The sequence below is a fragment of the Bacillus sp. FSL K6-1005 genome (assembly GCF_038000225.1).
GTDB classification, from domain to species: domain Bacteria; phylum Bacillota; class Bacilli; order Bacillales; family Bacillaceae; genus Bacillus; species Bacillus mojavensis.
This window is the reverse complement of the sequence record NZ_JBBOBP010000001.1, coordinates 768,111-790,712: the sequence shown is the minus strand read 5'-3', so window position 1 is coordinate 790,712 and position 22,602 is coordinate 768,111. Positions and strand designations below refer to the sequence as shown.

At 46.0% G+C, this 22,602-nt stretch carries 20 protein-coding genes and 1 riboswitch; of the genes, 3 read left to right on the top strand and 17 right to left on the bottom strand.

The genetic code is table 11. The features are described 5' to 3' along the window. The first annotated feature begins 48 nt into the window (after positions 1–48). Positions 49–495: a YslB family protein gene (locus tag NST16_RS03940; protein ID WP_010335208.1), complete on the top strand. Its 447-nt coding sequence runs from the start codon at positions 49–51 to the stop codon at positions 493–495. 41 nt (positions 496–536) lie between these two features. Here NST16_RS03940 and NST16_RS03935 read toward each other — a convergent pair whose 3' ends face one another. From NST16_RS03935 to zapA, 14 genes are all read right to left on the bottom strand, one after another. After that, the gene (locus NST16_RS03935; RefSeq protein ID WP_010335209.1) at positions 537–1,769 is read right to left on the bottom strand and encodes an aspartate kinase; all 1,233 of its coding nucleotides are present in this window, start codon (positions 1,767–1,769) and stop codon (positions 537–539) included. A gap of 124 nt (positions 1,770–1,893) precedes the next feature. Continuing rightward, positions 1,894–2,073, bottom strand: a riboswitch (Lysine riboswitch). A 64-nt stretch (positions 2,074–2,137) separates the two neighbouring features. After that, on the bottom strand, positions 2,138–3,910 hold the full coding sequence (uvrC, locus tag NST16_RS03930) for an excinuclease ABC subunit UvrC (protein WP_326190975.1): 1,773 nt from the start codon (positions 3,908–3,910) through the stop codon (positions 2,138–2,140). 135 nt (positions 3,911–4,045) lie between these two features. Beyond that, positions 4,046–4,360, bottom strand: a complete 315-nt coding sequence (trxA, locus tag NST16_RS03925; RefSeq protein WP_003222500.1) for a thioredoxin — start codon at positions 4,358–4,360, stop codon at positions 4,046–4,048. Between the two features lie 313 nt (positions 4,361–4,673). Continuing rightward, entirely contained in the window at positions 4,674–6,161 is a 1,488-nt protein-coding gene (locus NST16_RS03920; RefSeq protein ID WP_168748474.1) for an alpha-N-arabinofuranosidase, read from the bottom strand. 205 nt (positions 6,162–6,366) lie between these two features. Continuing rightward, positions 6,367–7,344 carry an electron transfer flavoprotein subunit alpha/FixB family protein gene (locus NST16_RS03915; RefSeq protein ID WP_340884094.1) on the bottom strand — a complete coding sequence of 326 codons (978 nt, stop codon included), beginning with the start codon at positions 7,342–7,344 and terminating at the stop codon, positions 6,367–6,369. A 35-nt stretch (positions 7,345–7,379) separates the two neighbouring features. Beyond that, the gene (gene etfB, locus NST16_RS03910; RefSeq protein ID WP_168748476.1) at positions 7,380–8,153 is read right to left on the bottom strand and encodes an electron transfer flavoprotein subunit beta; all 774 of its coding nucleotides are present in this window, start codon (positions 8,151–8,153) and stop codon (positions 7,380–7,382) included. A 14-nt stretch (positions 8,154–8,167) separates the two neighbouring features. After that, entirely contained in the window at positions 8,168–8,944 is a 777-nt protein-coding gene (locus NST16_RS03905; protein ID WP_340884090.1) for an enoyl-CoA hydratase, read from the bottom strand. Positions 8,945–8,958: 14 nt separating this feature from the next. Then, positions 8,959–9,543, bottom strand: a complete 585-nt coding sequence (gene fadR / locus NST16_RS03900) for a fatty acid metabolism transcriptional regulator FadR (RefSeq protein ID WP_010335215.1) — start codon at positions 9,541–9,543, stop codon at positions 8,959–8,961. Positions 9,544–9,661: 118 nt separating this feature from the next. Beyond that, positions 9,662–11,344, bottom strand: coding sequence for an AMP-binding protein (locus tag NST16_RS03895; RefSeq protein ID WP_340884085.1), 1,683 nt, complete (start codon positions 11,342–11,344; stop codon positions 9,662–9,664). A 187-nt stretch (positions 11,345–11,531) separates the two neighbouring features. Next, complete coding sequence (locus NST16_RS03890) at positions 11,532–11,936, bottom strand: DUF350 domain-containing protein (RefSeq protein WP_010335217.1); 405 nt, start codon at positions 11,934–11,936, stop codon at positions 11,532–11,534. A 14-nt stretch (positions 11,937–11,950) separates the two neighbouring features. Further along, entirely contained in the window at positions 11,951–14,308 is a 2,358-nt protein-coding gene (locus NST16_RS03885; protein ID WP_340884082.1) for an endonuclease MutS2, read from the bottom strand. A 20-nt stretch (positions 14,309–14,328) separates the two neighbouring features. Then, positions 14,329–16,041 carry a DNA polymerase/3'-5' exonuclease PolX gene (polX, locus tag NST16_RS03880; protein ID WP_340884079.1) on the bottom strand — a complete coding sequence of 571 codons (1,713 nt, stop codon included), beginning with the start codon at positions 16,039–16,041 and terminating at the stop codon, positions 14,329–14,331. 72 nt (positions 16,042–16,113) lie between these two features. Further along, on the bottom strand, positions 16,114–16,647 hold the full coding sequence (locus NST16_RS03875) for a CvpA family protein (protein WP_010335220.1): 534 nt from the start codon (positions 16,645–16,647) through the stop codon (positions 16,114–16,116). 6 nt (positions 16,648–16,653) lie between these two features. Further along, positions 16,654–16,911, bottom strand: coding sequence for a cell division protein ZapA (gene zapA / locus NST16_RS03870; protein WP_010335221.1), 258 nt, complete (start codon positions 16,909–16,911; stop codon positions 16,654–16,656). Positions 16,912–17,044: 133 nt separating this feature from the next. Here zapA and rnhC point away from each other — a divergent pair, with 133 nt between their 5' ends. Further along, positions 17,045–17,986, top strand: coding sequence for a ribonuclease HIII (gene rnhC, locus NST16_RS03865; RefSeq protein ID WP_340884074.1), 942 nt, complete (start codon positions 17,045–17,047; stop codon positions 17,984–17,986). 36 nt (positions 17,987–18,022) lie between these two features. On the opposite strand, the gene pheT is transcribed toward rnhC, so the two are convergent. Beyond that, entirely contained in the window at positions 18,023–20,437 is a 2,415-nt protein-coding gene (pheT, locus tag NST16_RS03860; protein ID WP_340884071.1) for a phenylalanine--tRNA ligase subunit beta, read from the bottom strand. Between the two features lie 15 nt (positions 20,438–20,452). Continuing rightward, positions 20,453–21,487, bottom strand: a complete 1,035-nt coding sequence (pheS, locus tag NST16_RS03855) for a phenylalanine--tRNA ligase subunit alpha (protein WP_326203201.1) — start codon at positions 21,485–21,487, stop codon at positions 20,453–20,455. 83 nt (positions 21,488–21,570) lie between these two features. On the opposite strand from pheS, the gene NST16_RS03850 reads away from it, so the two are divergent. Further along, on the top strand, positions 21,571–21,819 hold the full coding sequence (locus NST16_RS03850) for a hypothetical protein (RefSeq protein WP_081720845.1): 249 nt from the start codon (positions 21,571–21,573) through the stop codon (positions 21,817–21,819). A gap of 24 nt (positions 21,820–21,843) precedes the next feature. On the opposite strand, the gene NST16_RS03845 is transcribed toward NST16_RS03850, so the two are convergent. Next, a complete protein-coding gene (locus tag NST16_RS03845) occupies positions 21,844–22,590 on the bottom strand; it encodes a TrmH family RNA methyltransferase (RefSeq protein ID WP_326227470.1) in 747 nt (248 codons plus the stop codon). Positions 22,591–22,602 lie beyond the last annotated feature (12 nt).

Genomic DNA, 22,602 nt, shown 5'->3' with positions numbered 1-22,602 from the left:
TCCCCCCGGTTTGGGCTATAATATACGAAGGAGAGAGGGGAGACAGATATGAAGTCTAAATATGAAGCATCAATACATAATCTAAAAGAAATTGAAATGAACGCCTATGCCTATGAACTGATACGAGAGATTGTTCTCCCAGACATGCTTGGCCAAGATTACTCTTCCATGATGTATTGGGCAGGGAAACATCTCGCCCGAAAGTTTCCTCTTGAATCATGGGAGGAATTTCCGGCTTTCTTTGAAGAAGCAGGCTGGGGAACCCTCACAAACGTTAGCGCAAAGAAACAGGAGCTAGAATTCGAGCTTGAAGGACAGATCATTTCCAATCGGCTCAAATATCAGAAAGAACCTTGCTTTCAGCTGGAAGCTGGCTTCATCGCCGAGCAAATTCAATTGATGAATGATCAGATTGCCGAATCATACGAACAAGTAAAAAAGAGAGCCGATAAAGTGGTTCTGACTGTTAAATGGGATATGAAAGACCCTGTTTAATGAAAAAGGCGGTGACTGCATGAGTCCCGCCTTTTTGGTTGTCATGACACAGCTGAAGGGTGTTTCGAGAGTTCAAACGCATCGTGCAGTGCTTCCACCGCTTTTACCATGTCATTTTCGCTCACTACTGTTGAAACTTTGATTTCAGATGTGCTGACCATTTTGATTAATATGTTTTTTTCCGCCAGTACTGCAAACATTTCAGCCGCTACACCGGGATTTGATACCATGCCTGATCCAACAATGGATACTTTCGCCAATTTGCTTTCTGTCTCAATTTTTTCGAATTCAAGCGCGTCTTTGTACTCTTCAAGTACGGCAACAGCCTGATCCGCGTCTTCTGATTTAACAGAGAAGGAAATACCGGTCTCATGGTCTCCCGCCTGCGTTTGGATAATGATATCCACATTAATGTTTCGTTTTGCAAGAGTTGTAAAAATAGTAGACAAAGTGGTCAGCCCGCTTGTCAGCCCGTAGATGGTTACCCTTGTGATTTGATCTTCGAACGCGATGCCTCTGACGATAAGGTTCTGCTCCATGGATGATTCCTCCTCAATTAATGTTCCCGCTTCTGTTTCTGTACTTGAACGCACTTCTAACGGCACTTGGTAATTTTTCGCGAATTCAACGGCTCTCGGATGAAGAACACCGGCGCCTAAATTGGCAAGCTCCAGCATTTCATCGTAAGAGATGCCGGCAAGCTTTCTCGCTGATTTCACGTAGCGCGGATCGGTTGTAAACACGCCGGGCACGTCCGTATAAATATCACATTTGTCCGCTTTTAATGCGGCAGCCAAAGCCACTGCTGTTGTGTCTGAACCGCCCCTGCCCAATGTCGTGATTTCACTGTCGTCTGTCATGCCTTGAAATCCTGCCACAACAACTACTTTTCCCTTTTGAAGCTGGTTTTCTAAGGCAGACGTGTTTATATCCGTAATTCTGGCATTGCCATGGACGTCCTCGGTGCGGATTCCCGCCTGCCATCCTGTATAGGAAACGGCGTCATAGCCTTTTTCCTGCAGCGCCATGGAAAGCAGGGAAATGGTGACCTGCTCGCCTGTTGCCAGCAGCATATCCATTTCACGTTTGCTCGGCTGATCAGTGATGTCTTTTGCAAGGCTGACCAATGCGTCAGTGGATTTCCCCATAGCTGATACGACAACGACGACTTGATGGCCTTTCTGTTTTTCCGCAATGACGCGATTTGCTGCATTTTGAATTTTTTCGACTGAGCCGACGGAAGTACCTCCGAATTTTTGTACAATGAGACCCATGTTAACCACCCTTTACATTTTGGTTCGTGCGGGTGAGGAGAAAGAGCGCTTTGTCCACAATAAAAAAAGCAATGAGAGGAATTGCTCTCATTGCTTATCAATTAATCATCAAGATGATTATGAACAACGAGATAGCCCTCCAAGAAAATGATTTCTTGACAGCCTTACATTTATTCAATGCACGGCCAGCAAATAATACCGATGGGGTTTTATTTGCTTCGGCGACGCTCCCCTTTCAGCCTTTTTCTCAGAATCCATCTTTCTCCAAAGGCTTACTCTTGAAGTTCGCACCTCTATCTTCACCATATTACACGATCTAATTATGAAATTAGTTCACATTTTATCAGAACTTTTTCAAAAGGACAACATTATTTTTGCAATTTGTCATAAAGCAGCTGTGCCGGCACTTCGGGAACCCCTGCTTTTTTGATGTCCTCAAGGCTTGCTTCCTTCATTTTTTTGACGGAACCGAAATGCTTTAACAGCATTTTCTTTCTTTTTTCTCCGATACCCGGTATGTCGTCCAAAACAGATTGAAATGCGCTTTTCCCGCGGATCTGTCTGTGGAAGCTGATCGCAAACCGGTGCACCTCATCCTGAATGCGCTGAAGCAGGTAAAATTCCTGGCTGTTTCGTTCAAGGTAAACCGCCTCAAGCGGATCACCGATTAATAAATTGGAGGTTCTGTGTTTATCATCCTTTGCCAAGCCGGCAATCGGGATGTCCAGGCCGAGTTCGTTTTCAACGACGTCACGGGCCGCGTTGATCTGGCCTTTCCCTCCGTCTATAATGATCAGATCAGGCAGCGGCAGGTTTTCACGAAGCACTCTCGTATATCTTCGTCTGACAACCTCTCTCATTGAGCCGTAATCATCTGGCCCTGTGACAGTTTTGATTTTGTACTTGCGGTATTCCTTTTTGTATGGTTTGCCATCGATGAACACAATCATCGCCGAAACCGGGTTAGTCCCTTGTATATTCGAGTTATCGAACGCTTCGATTCTGTGCGGGGTATAAATATTTAAGGCGTCTCCGAGTTTCTGCACAGCACCGAATGAACGCTCCTCGTCACGTTCGATTAAAGAGAATTTTTCTTTAAGCGCGATTTTTGCGTTTTTATGTGCCAGCATAAGCAATTCTTTCTTCGCCCCTTTTTTCGGCTGATGGACGTTTGTTTCCAACAGCTGCTCAATCATCGATTGATCAACGCTGTCCGGCACTAAAATTTCCTTCGGCAGAAAATGGTTGTTTTTTGAATAGAACTGCCCGATGAAGGTAAGGAACTCTTCATCTGCTTCCTGATAAAGCGGAAACATGCTGACGTCACGTTCAATAAGCTTTCCTTGCCGTACGAAAAAGACCTGTACGCACATCCAGCCTTTATCATAAGCGTAAGCGAATACGTCACGATCGACTAAGTCGTTCATGGTCATTTTTTGTTTTTCCATCGTTGAATCGATATGAGCGATTTGGTCACGAAGTTCCTTTGCCCGTTCAAACTCAAGGTTCTCAGCCGCCTCAAGCATTTTCTCTTCTAGCTCTTTTTTGACGTCGTTATAGCCGCCCCTTAAGAAACGGGTAATGCTCTCTACCAGTTCTCTGTTTGTCTCTTCTGAAATGTCCTTTACACACGGAGCGAGACATTGTCCGAGGTGATAATAAAGGCACACTCTGTCCGGAAGCTTGGAGCATTTTCTGAGAGGGTAGAGACGGTCGAGCAGCTTTTTTGTCTCCCTTGCGGCCTGCACATTCGGATACGGTCCGAAATAGCGCCCTTTGTCTTTTTTGACGTTGCGGGTGACAATCAGCCTTGGGTGGCGTTCATGGGTGAGTTTTATAAAAGGATAGGTTTTATCGTCTTTCAGCATGACGTTATATTTCGGATCATGCTTTTTAATCAAGTTCATTTCTAAAATAAGCGCTTCAAGATTGGAGGACGTCACGATATATTCAAAATCCTCAATTTCCGTCACAAGCCTCTGTGTTTTTGCGTCATGAGAGCCGGTAAAGTAGGAGCGCACTCTGTTTTTCAGCACTTTTGCTTTTCCTACGTAGATCACTGTCTGCTGACGGTCCTTCATTAAGTAACACCCTGGCTGATCGGGAAGGAGGGCGAGTTTTTCTTTCAGTTGTTTGTTCATATGTTACCCTTCCTTATATTTAGTCCTTTGCTTCCAGTTTAACACGAACAGGTGTTTTTCTCCATGATTCACGATTGGCGAATAAAAAAAGCGATCCCTCAATTGGAATCGCTCTGGCATGTAAGCAGCCGAAAATTAAAGATGTTTGTTTACAAGCTCTTGAAGCGCTTCTTTCGGTTTGAAGCCGACAGATGTTTCAACAACTTCTCCGTCTTTTAAGACAAGAAGTGTCGGGATGCTCATAACGCCGTATTTGCCGGCTGTTTCTTGGTTCTCATCTACATCGATTTTCACGATTTTTAGTTTGTCGCCCATTTCTTGATCCAATTCTTCAAGAACAGGTGCAATCATTTTACAAGGTCCGCACCAAGGGGCCCAGAAATCAGCCAGTACGACGCCTTCGCTTGTTTCAGCTGAGAAAGATTGATCAGTTGCTTTTACGATAGCCATTATTGAATTCCTCCAATTGTGAAATGATGATTTTTAGTATAGCATCTCCCATTCGTTCACGCTATTTAAATGCTTATAAATTATTTTTTCCTGATCACAATCGGTTTACTCATAGAATGGGGCATTTCGAAATTAAAACACGAACCTGATAATCGCTCCGATCACCACAATTGCGCCGATGATCATTAAAATTGTACGAAGCATAGGACAACATCCCTTCTATAACCGTCATATACTTTACCATGCCCTTTCGGAGCTGTTTCAAAACAAAAAAGAGCGCTGTCCTCTAATGGATCGGCGCTCCTTTTTTTGGTTAAGAATCAGTCCGTAATGTGAGTAAGACAACTGCCATTGGCGGCAGCTTTGCTTTCAATTTGTTTTTATTTACAGAATAACGGCTGAACGATTCAGGTTTTACGTGCTCCGGGTCATCAAACGTGTTATGGGCGTTCATCTTCTCCGCAGTCAGGATAACGCCGGAATGATCCACAGTCTTGTGAAGACCTCTCAGCTCAATCTCCACCTCTGCTTTATTTTGATGATCAATGTTACAGATGCTGACGTTTATATCGCCTTCCGCATTTCTTGATGCCGACACACTGATTTGAGGCAGCGTTTCTCCCTTCCATTCATAGTCAGCGGACGTTGTTTCAGTATCTAAAAGAGAGGCATCCTGATGTACCTTAAACATATCAAACACATGGTATGTCGGGGTTAATAGCATTCGTTCCCCCTCAGTCAGAATCATAGCTTGAAGAACATTTACCGTCTGCGCGATGTTGGTCATTTGCACCCGGCGGCAATGCTGATGGAAAATGTGAAAGTGAGAAGCTGCGACAAGCGCGTCACGAATCGTGTTTTGCTGATATAAAAAGCCTGGGTTCGTGCCTGGCTCAGGATCAAACCATGTGCCCCATTCGTCAATAATCAGTCCGACCCGCTGCTCCGGATCGTACCGATCCATAATTGTGCCGTGTTTTTGAATCAACTCATCAATGTATTTGGCCTTTTTCATTGTGATGAACCATTCGTCCTCTGTAAATTCTGTGGCCGATCCTTTGCCCTTCCAGAAATCTCCCGGAATCGTGTAATAGTGAAGACTTAGCCCGTCCATCAGGCCAGCTGCTTTTTTCATGAGCACGTCCGTCCAATTAAAATCATCAACGTTTGCACCGCCGGCAATTTTATAAATTTCATTGCCGCTGTAATTGCGGACATACGTTTGAAAACGGCGGTATAGATCGGCATAGTACTCTGGGTGCATGTTGCCGCCGCAGCCCCAATTTTCATTGCCCACTCCAAAATATTTCAGCTTCCAAGGCTCTTCTTTTCCGTTTTGTTTTCTCCAATCTGACATTGGCGTGCCTTCTTTAAAGGTCATATATTCGATCCATTCCGCCATTTCCTGAACTGTTCCGCTCCCTACATTGCCGCAAATGTAAGGTTCGCATTCAAGCAGCTCGCACAGCATCATAAATTCATGTGTCCCGAATTCATTTGATTCAACTGTGCCGCCCCAGTGAGTGTTGAGCATCGTCTTGCGGTCGCCCACACCGTTGGCCCAATGATATTCATCTGCAAAGCAGCCGCCCGGCCATCGGAGGACAGGAATACGCAGCTGTTTCAGCGCTTCTAACACATCTTTTCTTATACCGTTTATATGAGGAATGCTTGATTCCGTTCCGACCCAAATCCCTTCATAAATCCCTCTTCCTAAATGCTCAGCAAAATGACCGTATATATTTTTGTTGATCGTTCCTTTTACAATATCCGTTTGAATCACTGCTGTATGTTCAGACATGCTTGATCATTCCTTTCATACAAATATGAAAAGCACCACAGTCAAATATAGGATTTGTGTTTGGACTGAGGAGTCAGCATGAATGTAAGCGCTTTTAAAGTAACCTTATTATATATGTCCGTACATGTCAACGACTTTTTTTATTAATAATGATTTGTACGTATGTATTCAAAAACCCCGAACTTCTGCAGTCCGGGGCTTCCCTTTATGAGTGAATATTCAGCTGTTTGAATTCTTCCGTCAGTAATGGGACGACTTCAAATAAATCGCCTACGATACCGTAATCAGCTATTTTAAAAATATCGGCTTCTGGATCTTTATTGATGGCGACAATCACCTTGCTGTTGGACATACCTGCCAAATGCTGGATAGCGCCTGAAATTCCGCAGGCGATATACAAATCGGGAGTAACAACTTTTCCGGTCTGTCCGATTTGGAGAGCATAGTCGCAATAATCAGCGTCACACGCCCCGCGTGAAGCGCCGACTGCTGCGCCCAGCACCTCGGCAAGCTCCTGCAGCGGCTGAAAGCCTTCCTTGCTTTTTACTCCGCGGCCGCCCGCCACAATGATTTTCGCTTCAGAGAGATCAACGCCGTCCGCTGTTTTTTTGACGATCTCTTGTATGACGGTACGGAGATCTGTAAGGGAAACTTCGATGCTTTCCATGCTGCCTGCCCGGCTGGTGTCTTTTTCTAACGCTTGAATGTTGTTGGGGCGAATCGTCACAAGCGTCATCGGATCCGTTGAAATGACGCGTTCAAATGCCTTCCCTGAGTAAATCGGTCTTGTAAAAACGACGTTATCTCCGGTAACGCTTACATCTGTAGCGTCAGAAATCAATCCTGTTTGGAGCCGGGCTGCAAGCTTCGGCGACAGATCCTTCCCCATTGCAGTGTGTCCGCATACGACCGCATTAGGTGTTTCCTTTTCAATAATGGTTCGCATCACCTGGCTGTATCCGTCTGCCGTATATGCCTTAAGCTTTGGGTCCTCAGCTGTGAGAACTTTGTCTGCACCGTAGTGGATAAGCTCCTCTGCATGCTGTGATACGTTTTCTCCTATAAGAACACCGATTACTTCTCCATCATCTGAAATGGTTCTTCCAGCGGAGATTGCTTCAAAGGTGACATTTCGCAGTTCTCCGTCACGCAGTTCTCCGAGTACGATCACTTTTTTTCCCATTCTAACATCCCCCTGTTTCTTTGAATGTGCAAGCGCTAAATGACTTTCGCCTCGCTGCGGAGCAATGATACGAGCTCTTTTGCCTGTTCGGCAGGCTCACCCTGCAGAAGCTTCCCGGCTTCTTTTTTCGGCGGCAGAAAACGTTCAATTGTTTTCATTTTTGGTTCAGCATCTTCTTCATCCAAGTCCAGATCATCCAACTCAAGCTCTTCAAGCGGTTTTTTCTTGGCTTTCATAATTCCCGGAAGCGATGGGTAGCGAGGTTCATTTAAGCCTTGCTGAGCTGTGACAAGCAAAGGGAGAGTCGTTTTGATTTTTTCAACATCCCCTTCAACGTCCCTTTCTGCTTCTACGTCACTTCCATTGATATCGAGTTTAGTAATCGTCGTGATGCACGGAATGTCTAGAAGCTCAGCCAGACGTGGCGCCACTTGTCCTGAGCCTCCATCGATCGCGACATTTCCGCCGAGAATGAGGTCAAACTCCTGATCCTTCATATAGTGGTATAAAACTTGAGAGATGGAATACTGGTCGGGTTCTTCGAGATCATCTTCTATGTTGATTAAAACGGCTTGGTCACATCCCATGGCAAGCGCTGTACGCAGCTCCTTTTCCGCTTCTTCGCCGCCAACAGTAACAACAGTGATGGTGCCGCCGTGTTTTTCCTTCAGCTGAATAGCTTCTTCAATCGCGTACTCATCGTACGGATTGATAATCCATTCAGCTCCGTCATCTTGAATCTTTCCCGCGTCAATGACGATTTTTTCTTCTGTGTCAAACGTCCGTTTCATCAGTACAAATAGATTCATGATCATATCCCCTTTTATTCGCCTTTGAACTGAGGCTTTCTTTTTTCGAGAAATGCCTGAATGCCTTCCTTGGCGTCCTCCGACTCAAACGCTTCTCCAAACCGCTTTGCTTCAAGCTTTAAGCTGCCTTCATAGGAATACACCTTGTTTGTATAGAGAAGCTCAAGCAGAGACGCCATCGTTTGCGGGCTTTTTTCTGCAAATTTGGCGGCAAGCGTTTTCGCTTTTTCAAGCACTTCTGCTTCATCTTTTGCTCCAATTGTCACAAGTCCGAGGTCAAGCGCTTCTTTTCCAGATATCGGTTCTCCTGATCCAATGAGTTCCAATGCTTTTGCTGTACCAATGTATCGCGGGAGCCGCTGTGTTCCGGCAAAACCGGGAATAATGCTGAGGTTAAGCTCCGGAAGCCCCAGCTTGGCATCTTCTGCCGCGATTCTGATATGGCAGGACATTGCAAGTTCCAGCCCGCCGCCGAGGGCAGCTCCGTGAATCGCCGCGATAATTGGTTTGGGAAAGCTCTCAACCCTCTCCATCAGCTGCTGCCCTCGTTCAGCCAGCAGTGAGGAATCCTCACTGTTTCTCAGTGATGTAAATTCTTTGATATCAGCGCCGGCGGAGAAAAACCTTCCCTCGCCGTGAATAACAATGCATCGCACGCCGGCATCTGTTTCACACTGATCTAGACAGGAGGACAGTTCTTCTAATATACGGCTGGAAAGCGCGTTTGCCGGCGGATTGTGAATCGTCATAACTGCAACAAATTGATCAACTGCGAGTGATATTGCATTCATAGGACAGAACTCCTTTACTTATTGTGAATTCCGGATACCAGTAATTCTAAAACACTGTCTGACAAAGCAGCCAGATCATACTTTTGATCATTCATCACCCAGGTCGTCACGGTTTCGTCAATCGTTCCAAAAATCATCTGCCGGGCGAGACGGACATCAAGGCCTTCTTTTAACTCGCCTGATTTTATTCCTTCCGTCAGAATGCTGTCTAAAATATTTAAGTAGCCTTTTAATATTTCATTAATTTTCTGCCGGAGCTCCAAATTGGATTGGCGGAGCTCCAGCTGAGTGACAATAGCGAGGTTATGGTCGCCCGCCAAAAGTGAGAAGTGTTTTGAAATCACGAGCGCCAATTTCTCTTTTGCTGTTGCCTTTTCTTTTATGTCCTCTTCCATCCGCTCAATGAATTGGCCCATTTTTTCTTTAAACAGAGAAATTAAAATGTCTTCTTTATTTTTAAAATAAAGATAGATGGTGCCGTCCGCCACTCCGGCTTGTTTGGCGATTTTAGATACCTGTGACTGGTGGTAGCCGTTTTCCGCAATGACTTCAACTGCTGCATCAATAATCTGCATATACTTTGGCCGTTTTTGCTTCAATTTTCATCGTTCCTTCCTATATAAATGAATGACTATTCATTCATAATTTTATGATAAGAAGGATTTTCCGCTTTGTCAAGTTTATTCATTAATGTTCTCTTTTTCATGGCTCTATTTATTACTTGATATGATGATTTTCGGTTTCTTCTTCAAGTAAACGCCTTCTTAAAATTTTCCCAACCGCTGTTTTCGGGAGCTCTTTTCTGAATTCATAGGCTTTCGGCACTTTATATGGTGCAAGACGGGCTCTGGCGAAAGCGTCCAGCTCTGCTGCATCGGCTTGTGCGCCTTTCTTTAACACGACAAACGCTTTTACCGTTTCCCCTCTGTACGAATCAGGCACGCCTGCAACGACAATTTCCTGGATCGCTTCATGTTCGTACAGCGCTTCTTCTACTTCACGCGGGTAAATATTGTAGCCGCCTGCGATAATAATGTCCTTCTTCCGGTCGGCTATATAGAAAAATCCTTCTTCATCCATATAGCCCATGTCCCCAGTGAAGAGCCATCCGTCCCTTAAGACTGCAGTCGTTTCCTCCGGCTTGTTCCAGTATCCCTTCATGACCTGCGGGCCTTTTACGATGATCTCACCATGCTCATACGGAGCGGCAAAATGGCCAGTCTCCTCAGAGTAAATGGCTGCGTCTGTATTCGGCCAGGGACAGCCGATACTGCCGGGTTTGTTTTTCCCCCAGATAAAATTAGCGTGTGTCACCGGAGATGCCTCGGATAAACCATATCCCTCCACAAGATTTCCGCCAGTCACCTTTTCAAATTGCTGCTTCACCTCAACAGGGAGAGCGGCTGATCCGCTGAGGCAGCTTTTAATAGATGACAGATCGTATTGCTGTAATTGAGGATGATGCAAGAGGCCAATATAAATCGTCGGCGCGCCTGGGAACAGTGTCGGTTTTTGTTTATCGATAATTTTGAGCGTGTGCAGCGGATCAAACTTGGGAAGCAGGATCATTTCAAATCCTTGTTTAATCGAATAATTCATCACGGCTGTCAGCCCATAGACATGAAAAAACGGGACTATGCCAAGCACTTTTTCATCGCCTTCCTTTACGTTGTACATCCATGCCGCACACATTTCGGTATTGGCTAAAATATTTCTGTGCGTAAGCATGACTCCTTTTGGCGCTCCCGTCGTTCCTCCGGTGTATTGCAGAACAGCGATATCATGCTCGGGGTCAATGTCCGGAATTGTGATTAGCTCTGTTTTTTCCCGCTTCATGCTTGAAGCAAAGGTATGAATATTGTCGTTTTCATCAAAGTCAATGTGCACTTTTTGTTTTTGCGTAAGCGGATAGAGAATATTTTTTGGAAACGGCAAATAGTCTTTTATACTCGTCACCAAAATCTGATCTACAATTGATAACGTTTTCATTTTTATTGCCTTCGGGAAGAGCAAATCTAAGGTGATGATCACGCTGGCCTCTGCGTCTCTCAGCTGATATTCGAGCTCATGCTCGGTGTAGAGCGGGTTTGTCTGCACTACGATACCGCCGGCAAACAGCACCCCATAATAGGAAATGATGGATTGCGGACAGTTAGGCAGCATGACAGCCACTCTGTCTCCTTTTTGCAGGCCATTTTGCTGCAGAAAAGCTGCGAGTTTAAGAGCATCCGTCAAAATGTCATGAAAGGTGAGTTTTTTTCCGAAAAAAGATACGGCTGTTTTGTCAGGAAATCGTGCGGCGGAGTCTGTCAGGATGGATTGCAGGGTTTGGGTCGGCAACGGAAGCTCATGCGGGATATCTTCGGGATACTCGGCTAGCCACGGCTTTTGAGACTGCATAAAACCTCCCCTTTCGGTTTTAGAGTTCACCCTATTATTATAGCAGATGGACGGCAAAAAAAAGAAAAAGAAAGGAAAATCTTTCTTTTTCTCAAAATATGAACAGATATATAAGACCAATCAACAAAAAGATTCCCGCCGCGGCGAGCAGTATTTTTGCAAGCTTTTCCATCTATTCTCCGTCCCCTTATATTCCGGCTGCCACAACAAATGAAAGCCCGACAGAAATGACAAATGAGATAAAGCCGACAGCCCGGTTATCGTTTTCAATTTCTTGATCAATTTTAAACCGCGGTGTCAAAAACTCAAAAATGAAGTAGCTGATCAAAAGCATAACAAACCCGTACACACCCCAGCCGATCATTTGCAGCAGAGAATTGTGCTGAGAGATGGAGTGCTGGAACACATTTGCTATCCCTAAAATTTTCCCGCCGGTCGCCATTGCCACAGCGAGATTACCATTTTGAATCTCTTCCCAGTTTTTATAAGCTGTCACCAGCTCAAACACAGTCAAAAAGAGGACGAGGCAGAGAACCGCGACACTGTAATACGCCGCGATTTCCACAAGCTCGTTTTCCCAAAAATCACTCATGGCCATACTCCCTTTTATTTTAGTTCAACAATTGTAACGCCTGATCCTCCCTCACCAGCTTCACCGAAACGGGAGCTTTTAACGCTGCGATGATTTTTCAGGAGATCCTGCACGCCTTTTCTTAAAGCACCGGTACCTTTGCCATGGATAATGGACACTCTTGGATATCCCGCTAACACTGCGTCATCCAAGTATTTTTCAACACGGCTGAGTGCATTTTCATAGCGCTCGCCGCGAAGATCAAGTTCAAGCGATACGTGGTAATCTTTGCCCTTAACCGCTGTAATGTGTTTTTCTTTTTTTGGTTCCGGAGCCGATTTGATAAATTCCAGGTCTTTTTCTTTCACTTTCATTTTCAAAATGCCGATTTGAACATTCCATTCATTGCCGCCGGTTTTTTCAAGCAATGTACCTTTCTGCCCGAAAGTAAGGACTTTTACTTCATCCCCAGGCTTCAAGACGCGTTTCTGCGTTTTCGGTTTTTCCGGTTTTTTGGACTTTTCAAAGGTCGGCATAGCGTCTTCTAATCGTTTCTTCGCGTTGATTAGTTCGTGGTCCTTGAAGGATTTGTGTTCTTCTTTAATCGAGCGTAATTCGTGAATGATGTCTTCAGCTTCTTTTGTGGCCGCTTTAACTTTTTCAGCCGCTTGCAGTTCGGCCTCTTCCATCAATTTGTCTTTTTTGCTGTTGAGTTCGATGATTTGCTGCTGCAGCTCTTTATGCAGCTTTTCGGCCTCTTTTCTGATCGACTCTGTTTCAGAAAGCTCTTCTTCCGCCCGTTTTTTGCTTTGTTCAAGAGACGCAATCATCGTATCGACCTCATTATGCTCGGCCGTCATTTCTGATTTCGCCTGCCCGATAATATGGTCCGGAAGCCCGAGCCGTTTAGAAATTTCAAAGGCGTTGCTTCGTCCCGGTACACCGATTAAGAGCTTATAGGTTGGTGAAAGGGTCTCAATGTCAAATTCGACACTGGCGTTCATGACGCCTTCTCTGTTATAGCCATACGCCTTTAGCTCCGGATAATGCGTCGTCGCTAATACTCTGGCATTGGTGCGGTGGACTTCATCCAAGATGCTCATGGCGAGTGCCGCGCCTTCTTGCGGGTCTGTACCCGCGCCCAGTTCATCAAAGAGCACAAGGCTGTTTTCGTTGACTTGCTCTAAAATGCCGACAATGTTCACCATATGGGAAGAAAATGTACTTAAGCTTTGCTCGATCGACTGTTCATCGCCGATATCAGCGAACACATGCTCAAATACAGCGGCTTCCGATCCTTCATCTGCCGGAATATGAAGGCCCGATTGCGCCATTAAGGTCAACAGCCCCAGTGTTTTTAAGGTAACTGTTTTCCCCCCGGTATTCGGCCCTGTAATCACGATCGTTGAAAAATCGCCGCCCAGCTCGATATCATTGGCGACCACTTGATCAGGCGGAAGCAACGGATGGCGCGCTTTTTTCAGACGGACAAAGCCACTGTCATTCATGGTCGGTTTTGTTGCTTTGACCGCTTTTGCGTATCTCGCTTTTGCAAAAATGAAGTCTAGCGTCTGCAGGACTTGCAAATCTTGAAAAAGCTCCTCTGTGTGCTCTGCCGTATGCTCTGTCAGCACGCGTAAAATCCGTTCAATTTCTTGTTTTTCTTTCACTTTCGCCTGCTGAAGCGAGTTGTTCATATCTACAATCGCCTGCGGTTCAATGAACAGGGTTGCGCCAGAAGAAGAGGTGTCATGCACAATACCTCCGTAGCTCGATCTGTACTCTTGTTTGACCGGGATAACAAAGCGGTCATTTCGGATGGTAACAATCGTATCAGACAGCATTTTCGAAGCGGAAGAGGAACGCAGAATGGATTCTAAACGGTCTCTGATTCTCGATTCGAGCGTTCTGAGCTGCGTGCGGATACCTCTTAACGTTTCTGACGCGTGGTCAAGCACTTCGCCGTGATCATCTATGCAGGAATTGATTTCTCGTTCTAAATCGGGCAGTGTAATGAGCTGTTCAGTATATTGCTGCATCAGCGGAATGTCGACTCCGTCTTCAGCCATTTGTCCGAGAAAATGTTTCATTTGTTTGACTGCGTAAAGCAGCCCTGATATTTCAGTGAATTCCGAGGGACTGAGAACGCTGCCGATTTCTGCCCGTCTTAATGCCCCTCTGATATCGGTAAGGCCGCCAAACGGCGCCTGGCCTCGCAGCCGGATGATCGCAGAGGCTTCATCTACCTCATCCAGCTGTTTTTTGATTTCGTCAATCGAAGCAGAAGGCTTTAGCTGGAGAAGCATTTCTTTTCCGAGCGAAGAAGCGGCGTGCTCGATTACCTGTTCTTTCACTTTATGGAATTCAAGAGATGATAATACTTTTTGCTGCACGGTTGTGTGAGCCTCCTTACTTAATCGTTGCGCTTCAGGAATGCCTGTACGTCTTCAAGCGACCGGGCATTCAGGACGTTTTTCGTTTCCGTCCAGCCTTTGCGCGCGGCAGTGACGCCGGTTTTCATATCGTTTAACATCTCGATGTTATGGGCATCGGTATTAATGACCAATGTAACCCCTTGTTCATTTGCTTTGATTAAATGCTCTGTCCGCAGGTCAAGACGCGCAGGGTTAGAGTTGAGTTCAAGCGCCGTATTTGTTTTCTTCGCGAGCTCAATCAGTTTGTCGATATCGATTTCGTAACCGGCACGTCTGCCGATGAGGCGTCCGGTCGGATGTGCGATAATGTCGACATGCTTGTTGGTCAGTGCCGACTCAAGCCGCTTCATAATGACGTGCTCCGGCTGATTAAAGCTTGAATGGATTGATGCAATGACAAGATCCATTTCCGCCAGCACATCGTCATCATAATCAAGTGTGCCGTCAGGAAGAATATCCATCTCAACGCCTTTAAAAATACGGAAGTTCTCAAACTCAGCATTCAGCGCGTCAATTTCTTTCGCCTGCTGCTTGAGCCTTTCAGCAGTCAGCCCGTTGGCGACCTTTAAATATTGGGAGTGATCAGTGATGGCCATGTACTGATAGCCTTTTTTCATGCATGCTTCAGCCATTTCCCTGATCGAAAAGGCACCATCGCTCCATGTGGAGTGCATGTGGAGATCGCCTTTAATTTGATCGTGCTCTAAGAGTACAATGCTGTCATTGTAGGATTCCACCTCTTGTCCGCTTTCACGGAGTTCCGGCGGAATCAGGGGCAAGCCGAAGTGTGCGTAAAATTCCCGTTCGCTCGGGAAGGTTTTGATTTCTCCTGTTTCAACCGTCTCGACACCGTACTCACTGATCCGTTCGCCGCGTTCTTTTGCAATTTGCCGCATTTTGATATTATGGTCCTTCGATCCCGTAAAATGATGAAGAGTTGTCGGGAATTGTTCTTCCGTCACGAGACGGAAATCGACACTGGTTTCATATTCAAAGGAAAGAATGACGGATACCTTCGTGTCCCCGCTGGCAATGACGCTTTTGATGTTTGGCAGCGCAAGCAGCTGCTCTCTTACTTCAGCGGGATGATCCGTCGCAATAATATAATCCAGATCTTTGACGGTTTCGCGTGCTCTGCGGAGACTTCCGGCACGGGAATATTTGATGATGTCTGTCAATTGAGAAAGATGCTCTTCAATTTCCCGCGCGACCCGGAGCGCATAGCCAATCGGAAAACGTTCAGGCTGTTTTCCGGCTTCCCCGAGCGCCTGCAATATTTTTTCTTCTGATTTCTTGCCGAATCCCGCAAGCCCTTGGACTTTCTGCTGCTCGCAGGCTTCCTTCAATGATTCTGCATCATGTACGCCGAGCTCTTTATACAGCTTTGCGATTTTTTTGCCGCCGAGCCCCGGCAGCTTCAATAAAGGCACCAGTCCTTCCGGCACCTCCTGCTGCAGAGATTCAAGCGTACTTGACTTTCCTTCATCTATATATTCTTTTATGACGCTGTACGTGCCTTTCCCGATACCGGACAGCGACATCATGTCGTCCATTTCTGATAAACTGCGGTCGTCCTGTTCCAGGGCTGCCGCTGCTTTTCGGAATGCCGAAACTTTAAACGGGTTGTCCCCTTTCAGTTCCATGTAGACTGCAATGGTTTCCAGCAGCCGGATAATATCTTTTTTATGCATAGAATAACCCCCAGACCTTCACATATGTTTCCATCATACTTGAAAAAAACTTCTCCGGACAAGAGAAGTTTTTTATCCTCCGTATTGCGTCCAGAGCTCCTGTAAAAGCCCAGACAAATACGGTGTATGGTTAATCATGACATTTGCGAGAGACGATTGCCCCATCATTTGCTGTAAGCCGTCTATCGGAAGTACGGAAGCAACATACAGAAGCACAAATGTAAATAAATAGACTTCCAGAAAACCGAGAACAGCGCCGAGCATTTGGTTGATTTGTTTAATCACAGGAATGCTCGCTATAATACTTAGGAATGAGCCGATGATTCTCAGTAAGATTTTAGCGATCATAAACAGAACGACAAATGCAATCGCATTATAATAGGCTGCTTCCAAATTTCCCGAGAAAAAAGAAAACGCTGGCTGTCCCGCTGAAAAATCGGGCGCGGGAATCCACTTCAAATGCGGCGCGACATTCTTATAGAATAAAGACGCAAACGCAATCGAAAGAATAAAGCTCGTCAAGCGGATAAACTGGAGGATAAAACCGCGTTTTAATCCCAGTAAAGTCCCCATCAGGAGCAAGATTAAGATGATGATATCTAGCATAGTTGTTCAATCCTTTTCTTTAAGCTGACGCTCCAGTTTTTCATATTCCTCTTTTAATTTCACATAGTCATGCACCACATTTACCGCTGTCAGCACTGCAAGTTTATTTATATCAAGATATGGATTTTTTTGATTGATTTCTCTCATTTTATCATCAACAATTCCGGCCACATATCTCATATGGGCTCTGCTTTCTTCACCGATAATAGTGAAGTGCTGGCCGTAAATGTCAACGGTTGTTTTCGTTTTTTCGCCGTCAGACAACGTTTCTCCTCCATTCCGTGAGAATCCTAGTTCCTATCATAACACGTTTATTAATTGAATGGAAAGACGAGCCTCCCGCTGTTATGATACACTGGTAGATACAGCGAAACGTGTAAAAAAAGGAGATTATTACGTGTCCCATTCTGTGATAAAAGTACCAATGTCTGCTATTGACCAAATGAAAACAGCGTATAACAGTTCACTTACTGCATCTGTGCCGCAGGGTGCCATTTTTCAGGCAAAACCGGCAGGCTGTACCATTACAGCCTATAAGTCAGGTAAGGTATTGTTTCAGGGAAAAAACGCAGAGACAGAATCTGCCCGCTGGGGAACTGCTGAGCCGCAGGAAAAGAAGAAAACAGCAAAAAAGCCGGCTGATTCACGCTACGCCCCTCCCACAGACATCGCAGGCATGTCTGTCATCGGTTCTGACGAGGTCGGAACCGGAGATTACTTTGGACCAATGACAGTTGTGTGCGCATACGTTGACAAAACAAAGCTTCCTTTAATGAAGGAACTCGGTGTAAAGGATTCTAAACACTTAAAGGATCCGCAAATCATTGAGATCGCCCGAAGCCTGATCAAAACCATTCCGTACAGCCTGCTCGTTTTAAAAAACGAAAAGTACAACAGCATGCAGGAAAGAGGCATGAGTCAGGGAAAAATGAAAGCTCTCTTGCATAATCAAGCCATTACCCATCTTTTACGAAAAATGGACGGAGTAAAGCCTGAGGCGATTCTGATCGACCAATTCGCCGAGCCCGGCGTCTACTACAACCATTTAAAGGAAAGAGACATTGTACAGGAGCGCACCTATTTCAGCACAAAAGCCGAAGGCATTCACCTGTCAGTGGCTGCTGCATCGATTATTGCGAGATATTCCTTTTTAATGGAAATGGATAAGCTTTCGCGCGAGGCGGGAATGACACTGCCGAAAGGGGCTGGCCCTCATGTAGATGAAGCGGCCGCCAAACTGATCATCAAAAAAGGGGTACCCGCTCTCCGAACCTTTACAAAGCTTCATTTTGCCAATACCCAGAAAGCGCAGCGCCTGGCAGATAAAAAACGTTCATAGAAAAAAGCTTGCAGATGTTCTCTGCAAGCTTTTTTATTAGCCTCTCAATACGGCCTGATAAGTGTTTTCCAACGCTTTCAGGACTTTGTCGTGCGCTTTTGTCACTTCTTCTTCAGTCAGCGTTTGCTCTGGATTTACATATTGGAGTGAGAAAGCGACTGACTTTTTGCCTTCCTCCATATGCTCGCCTTCGTAGACGTCAAAGACGGTTACTTCTTTCAGAAGCTTCCCGCCCGCCTCTTTGATGACGCTCTCGAGCTGGCCGCTTGTCACTGATTGATCTGTCACAAGCGCGATATCACGTGTCACAGACGGATATTTCGGAATCGCCGTGTACACGAGCGGCGCCGTGTCTGCTGTAAGCAGCGTGTGAAGATCAAGTTCGAACACGTACGTTTCTTTAATATCCAGTTCTTTTTCCAGTGAAGGATGGACTTGGCCAATAAAGCCGATAAGAGAACCGTTTAAAAGAATATTCGCAGTTCTGCCCGGGTGCAGCTGTTTTCTTTCTGATTGCACAAATTCTATGCTGTCTAGGACGTTCAGTTTATCTAACAGTCCTTCTACAATTCCTTTTGCGACAAAGAAATCGACTGGTTTTTTCTCGCCCTGCCACAGATGCTTGCGCCATAAACCGGTTACCGCACCTGCCACGCGCTCCGTTTCAACAGGTTTCGTATCCTCTTCCTTCGTCAGGAAAACGGAACCGACTTCGTACAATGCAACCGAATCAGTTTGTCTTGCCAGGTTGTAAGAAACGGATTCAAGCAGATTCGGAACAAGGCTGTGTCTGAGAATGCTTCTTTCTTCACTCATTGGAAGCGCAAGGACAGTGTTAAACGATTTTTCAATCGCAAATGCCGCCGCTTTTTTCTCGTTTGTTAATGAGTAGGTAATCGCTTGTGATAAGCCGGCCCCTTCTAGGAAACGTCTGACTTTACGGCGTTTTGCCTGGTAAGGCGTCAATCCGCCTGTAGTTCCAGCTGTTTCAGGAAGTGTGGACGGAATGTTGTCGTAGCCGTACAATCTTGCCGCTTCTTCAACCAAATCCTCTTCGATTCGAATGTCACCTCGGCGTGACGGAACAGTCACAACGAGCAAGTCATTTGCTTCTCCGACAGTAAAGCCAAGACGCTTATAAATGCTGATCAGTTCTTCTTTGCTGATCGTCATGCCGAGAACGCTGTTCACCTTGTCAGCCGATACATGAATGTTGTTTGCTTCGATTGTGAGATGGTCTTCTTCAACGGTTCCGGCAAGCACTTCACCGCCGGCATACAGGTGGATCAGCTGTGCCGCGCGTTCTGCCGCAAGACGCACACGCGCAGGATCAATGCCTTTTTCGAATCTTGCACTCGATTCACTTCTCAAACCAAGATCTTTTGAAGCCTTGCGAACCGTCTGCCCGTTGAAGAACGCAGCTTCAAGCAAAATCGTTGTTGTGTCTTCCCGAACTTCTGATTCTGCTCCTCCCATGACACCAGCAACAGCTTGTGCTTTAGACCCGTTTGTAATGACAAGGTGATCGGCAGACAGTTTTCGTTCTTGATCGTCAAGTGTTAAAATCGTTTCATTTTCAACAGCTTTTCTGACGACGACTTCCTTAGAGCCGAATCTGTCATAATCAAACGCGTGAAGCGGCTGTCCATACTCCAATAAAACAAAATTTGTGATATCAACGACGTTGTTATGCGGGCGAATGCCTGCATTCATCAGCTTTGTCTGCATCCAAAGCGGTGACGGAGCTATTTTTACGTTTTTAATGATTTTTGCTGCATACAGCGGATTTGCTTCCCGGTCTTCAACTTTGACAGAAATGTAGTCTGACGCTTGTTCTGAAGCGACTGGGTAATCCGTTTGCGGAAGCTTTACCTCTGTGTCTAAAATCGCCGCAACCTCATAAGCAACTCCAAGCATGTTCATCGCATCAGCGCGGTTCGGTGTTAAACCGAGCTCTAAGACAGCATCGTCGAGCTGTAAAGCCGCTAACGCATCACTTCCTGTTTCAACATCATTTGGGAAAACGAAAATGCCTTCCGCATATTCCTTCGCCACAAGCTTGCTCTCAATACCGAGCTCTTGTAAGGAACAGATCATGCCGTTTGATTCTTCGCCGCGAAGCTTGGCTTTTTTGATTTTGAAATTGCCCGGAAGCACCGCACCGACTGTAGCGACTGCAACTTTTTGCCCTTTATCCACGTTTGGCGCGCCGCAAATGATCTGTACGGGTGCCTCCGCTCCAATATCTACAAGGCACTTATTCAGCTTATCGGCGTTTGGATGCTGCTCGCGCTCCAGCACATGGCCGATGACAACGCTTTTAATGCCTTCCCCTTTATACTCAATTCCTTCAACTTCAATACCGGCTCTTGTTATTTTCTCAGCAAGAACAGCCGGATCCATGCCTTTTAAATCAACATAATTCTCTAACCATTTATAAGAAACAAACATTCTAGCATCCTCCTCTTACGCCTGTTTAAACTGCGAAATAAATCTGACATCGTTTGTGTAGAAGTGGCGGATATCATCGATGCCGTATTTCAGCATCGCGATGCGCTCAACACCCATTCCGAACGCAAAGCCCTGATATTCCTTCGGATCAAAGCCGGCCATTTCCAGCACATTCGGGTGAACCATGCCGGCGCCGAGGATCTCAATCCAGCCTGTTTTTTTACATACAGAGCAGCCGTTTCCTCCGCACTTAAAGCACGTTACGTCTACTTCTACTGAAGGCTCGGTAAATGGGAAGAAGCTTGGGCGCAGTCTGATTTCACGGTCTTGCCCGAACATTTTTTTCGCAACGAGTTCAAGGGTTCCTTTTAAATCACTCATGCTGATGTTTTTATCAACAACAAGCCCTTCAATCTGCATAAATTGGTGAGAGTGCGTCGCGTCATCGTTATCGCGGCGGTATACTTTTCCAGGGCAAATGATTTTAACAGGCCCTTTGCCTTTGTGCTTTTCCATCGTCCGTGTCTGAACAGGAGAGGTTTGCGTTCTCATCAACATTTCCTCTGTGATGTAAAAGCTGTCCTGCATATCGCGGGCAGGGTGTTCTTTCGGCAGGTTAAGCGCTTCGAAGTTGTAGTAATCCGTCTCGACCTCAGGGCCTTCTTCAACGGTATAGCCCATTCCGATAAATAGATCTTCAATTTCTTCAATGACAACAGTGAGCGGATGGCGTCCGCCGATTGCGACAGGATTACCCGGGAGTGTGACGTCAATTGTCTGTCCCGCTAGCTTCTGTTTCATTTCTTCTTCCTCAAGCTTTTCGTTTTTAGCTGCAATCGCATTGGCGATTCGTTCTCTTACCTCATTGGCAAGAGCGCCCATTTTCGGACGCTCCTCCGCAGAAAGCTTGCCCATTCCGCGCAGCACTTCTGTGATCGGCCCTTTTTTTCCGAGATATTGAACCCGAATATCATTGACAACCTTCAATGAGCTTGCCGCTTCTACTTGATCTAAAGCTTCTTGTTCCAGCTGTTTTAGCTTTTCTTCCATTTTGCATCCTCCTTTTATGTAAACAAACCGTTATATGTCTTTGGAAAACAAAAAAACCCGCCCCTTGTAGGACAAGGGACGAGTTGTGGCCGCGGTACCACCCTTATTTCAGACAGACTGATGCTGTCGTCAGCTTCATTGACATAACGGAATCAGATTCCGGTTCACCTTTACGCGCAAGCTGCGCGGTCCCGGTGACAACTCGAGAGGCGAAACCAATTTCCGGCTGCATTAAAAATGCTCTCAGTCTGCGGCATTTTCTCCCTGGAAGGCAGTTAATCAGAAATCGAGATCCTCTGTCACGGTTTTTCAAATATTATGTTCTATTATAGTGAAATACTCCGCTCGGCGCAACACTATCCTCGCAAATGGTACACCAGGATAGCCGCCGCAATTGCAACGTTCAGTGATTCAGCCTGCCCGTACAGCGGGACGTACAGGTTCAAATCTGTTTTTTCCAGCAACCCTGCATCCACCCCCGCCCCTTCATTGCCGACGATTAAAGCAAATGAACTGGCTGGTGAAATGTCCTGGTAAGGCGCCCCGTTTTGCAGTGCTGTGCCGTACACTTTTACGCCCTCTGCTTTTAATTCATCCACGTATGATTGTAAATTTCTTCTCACAACAGGAATGTGAAAATGGGAGCCTTGCGCGGACCGCAGTGTTTTTCCGTTAAACGCATCCGCCGTGCCGTCACCGAGCACGACCGCATCCAAACCGGCTGCGTCCGCCGTGCGAATCATCGTGCCGAGATTCCCCGGATCTTGAACAGCGTCAATCAGCAGCACACGTTTAGGCGACGCGAGCTTTTCTTCCGGCATATGGCAAACAGCGGCGATCCGCTGCGGTGTTTCCGTTTCTGTTACAGCTGAAAACGCGTCTTCGCTCAGCACGTAGCACTGGATGCCTATATCAAGGTTCGGCGGGATGTCCGCTTCATCCTTGACAAGAATTTCTTTCACCGCACCCGGGCTCTTTAAGGCTTCTTCAACAAGATGTTCTCCTTCAATCAAATAGGTATTCGTTTTTGTTCGTTCTTTTTTTGTATGAAGTTTTTTCCAATCCTTCACTTTTTGGTTTTTTGCCGATTCTATTTGTTTCACTGTCTGTGTGGC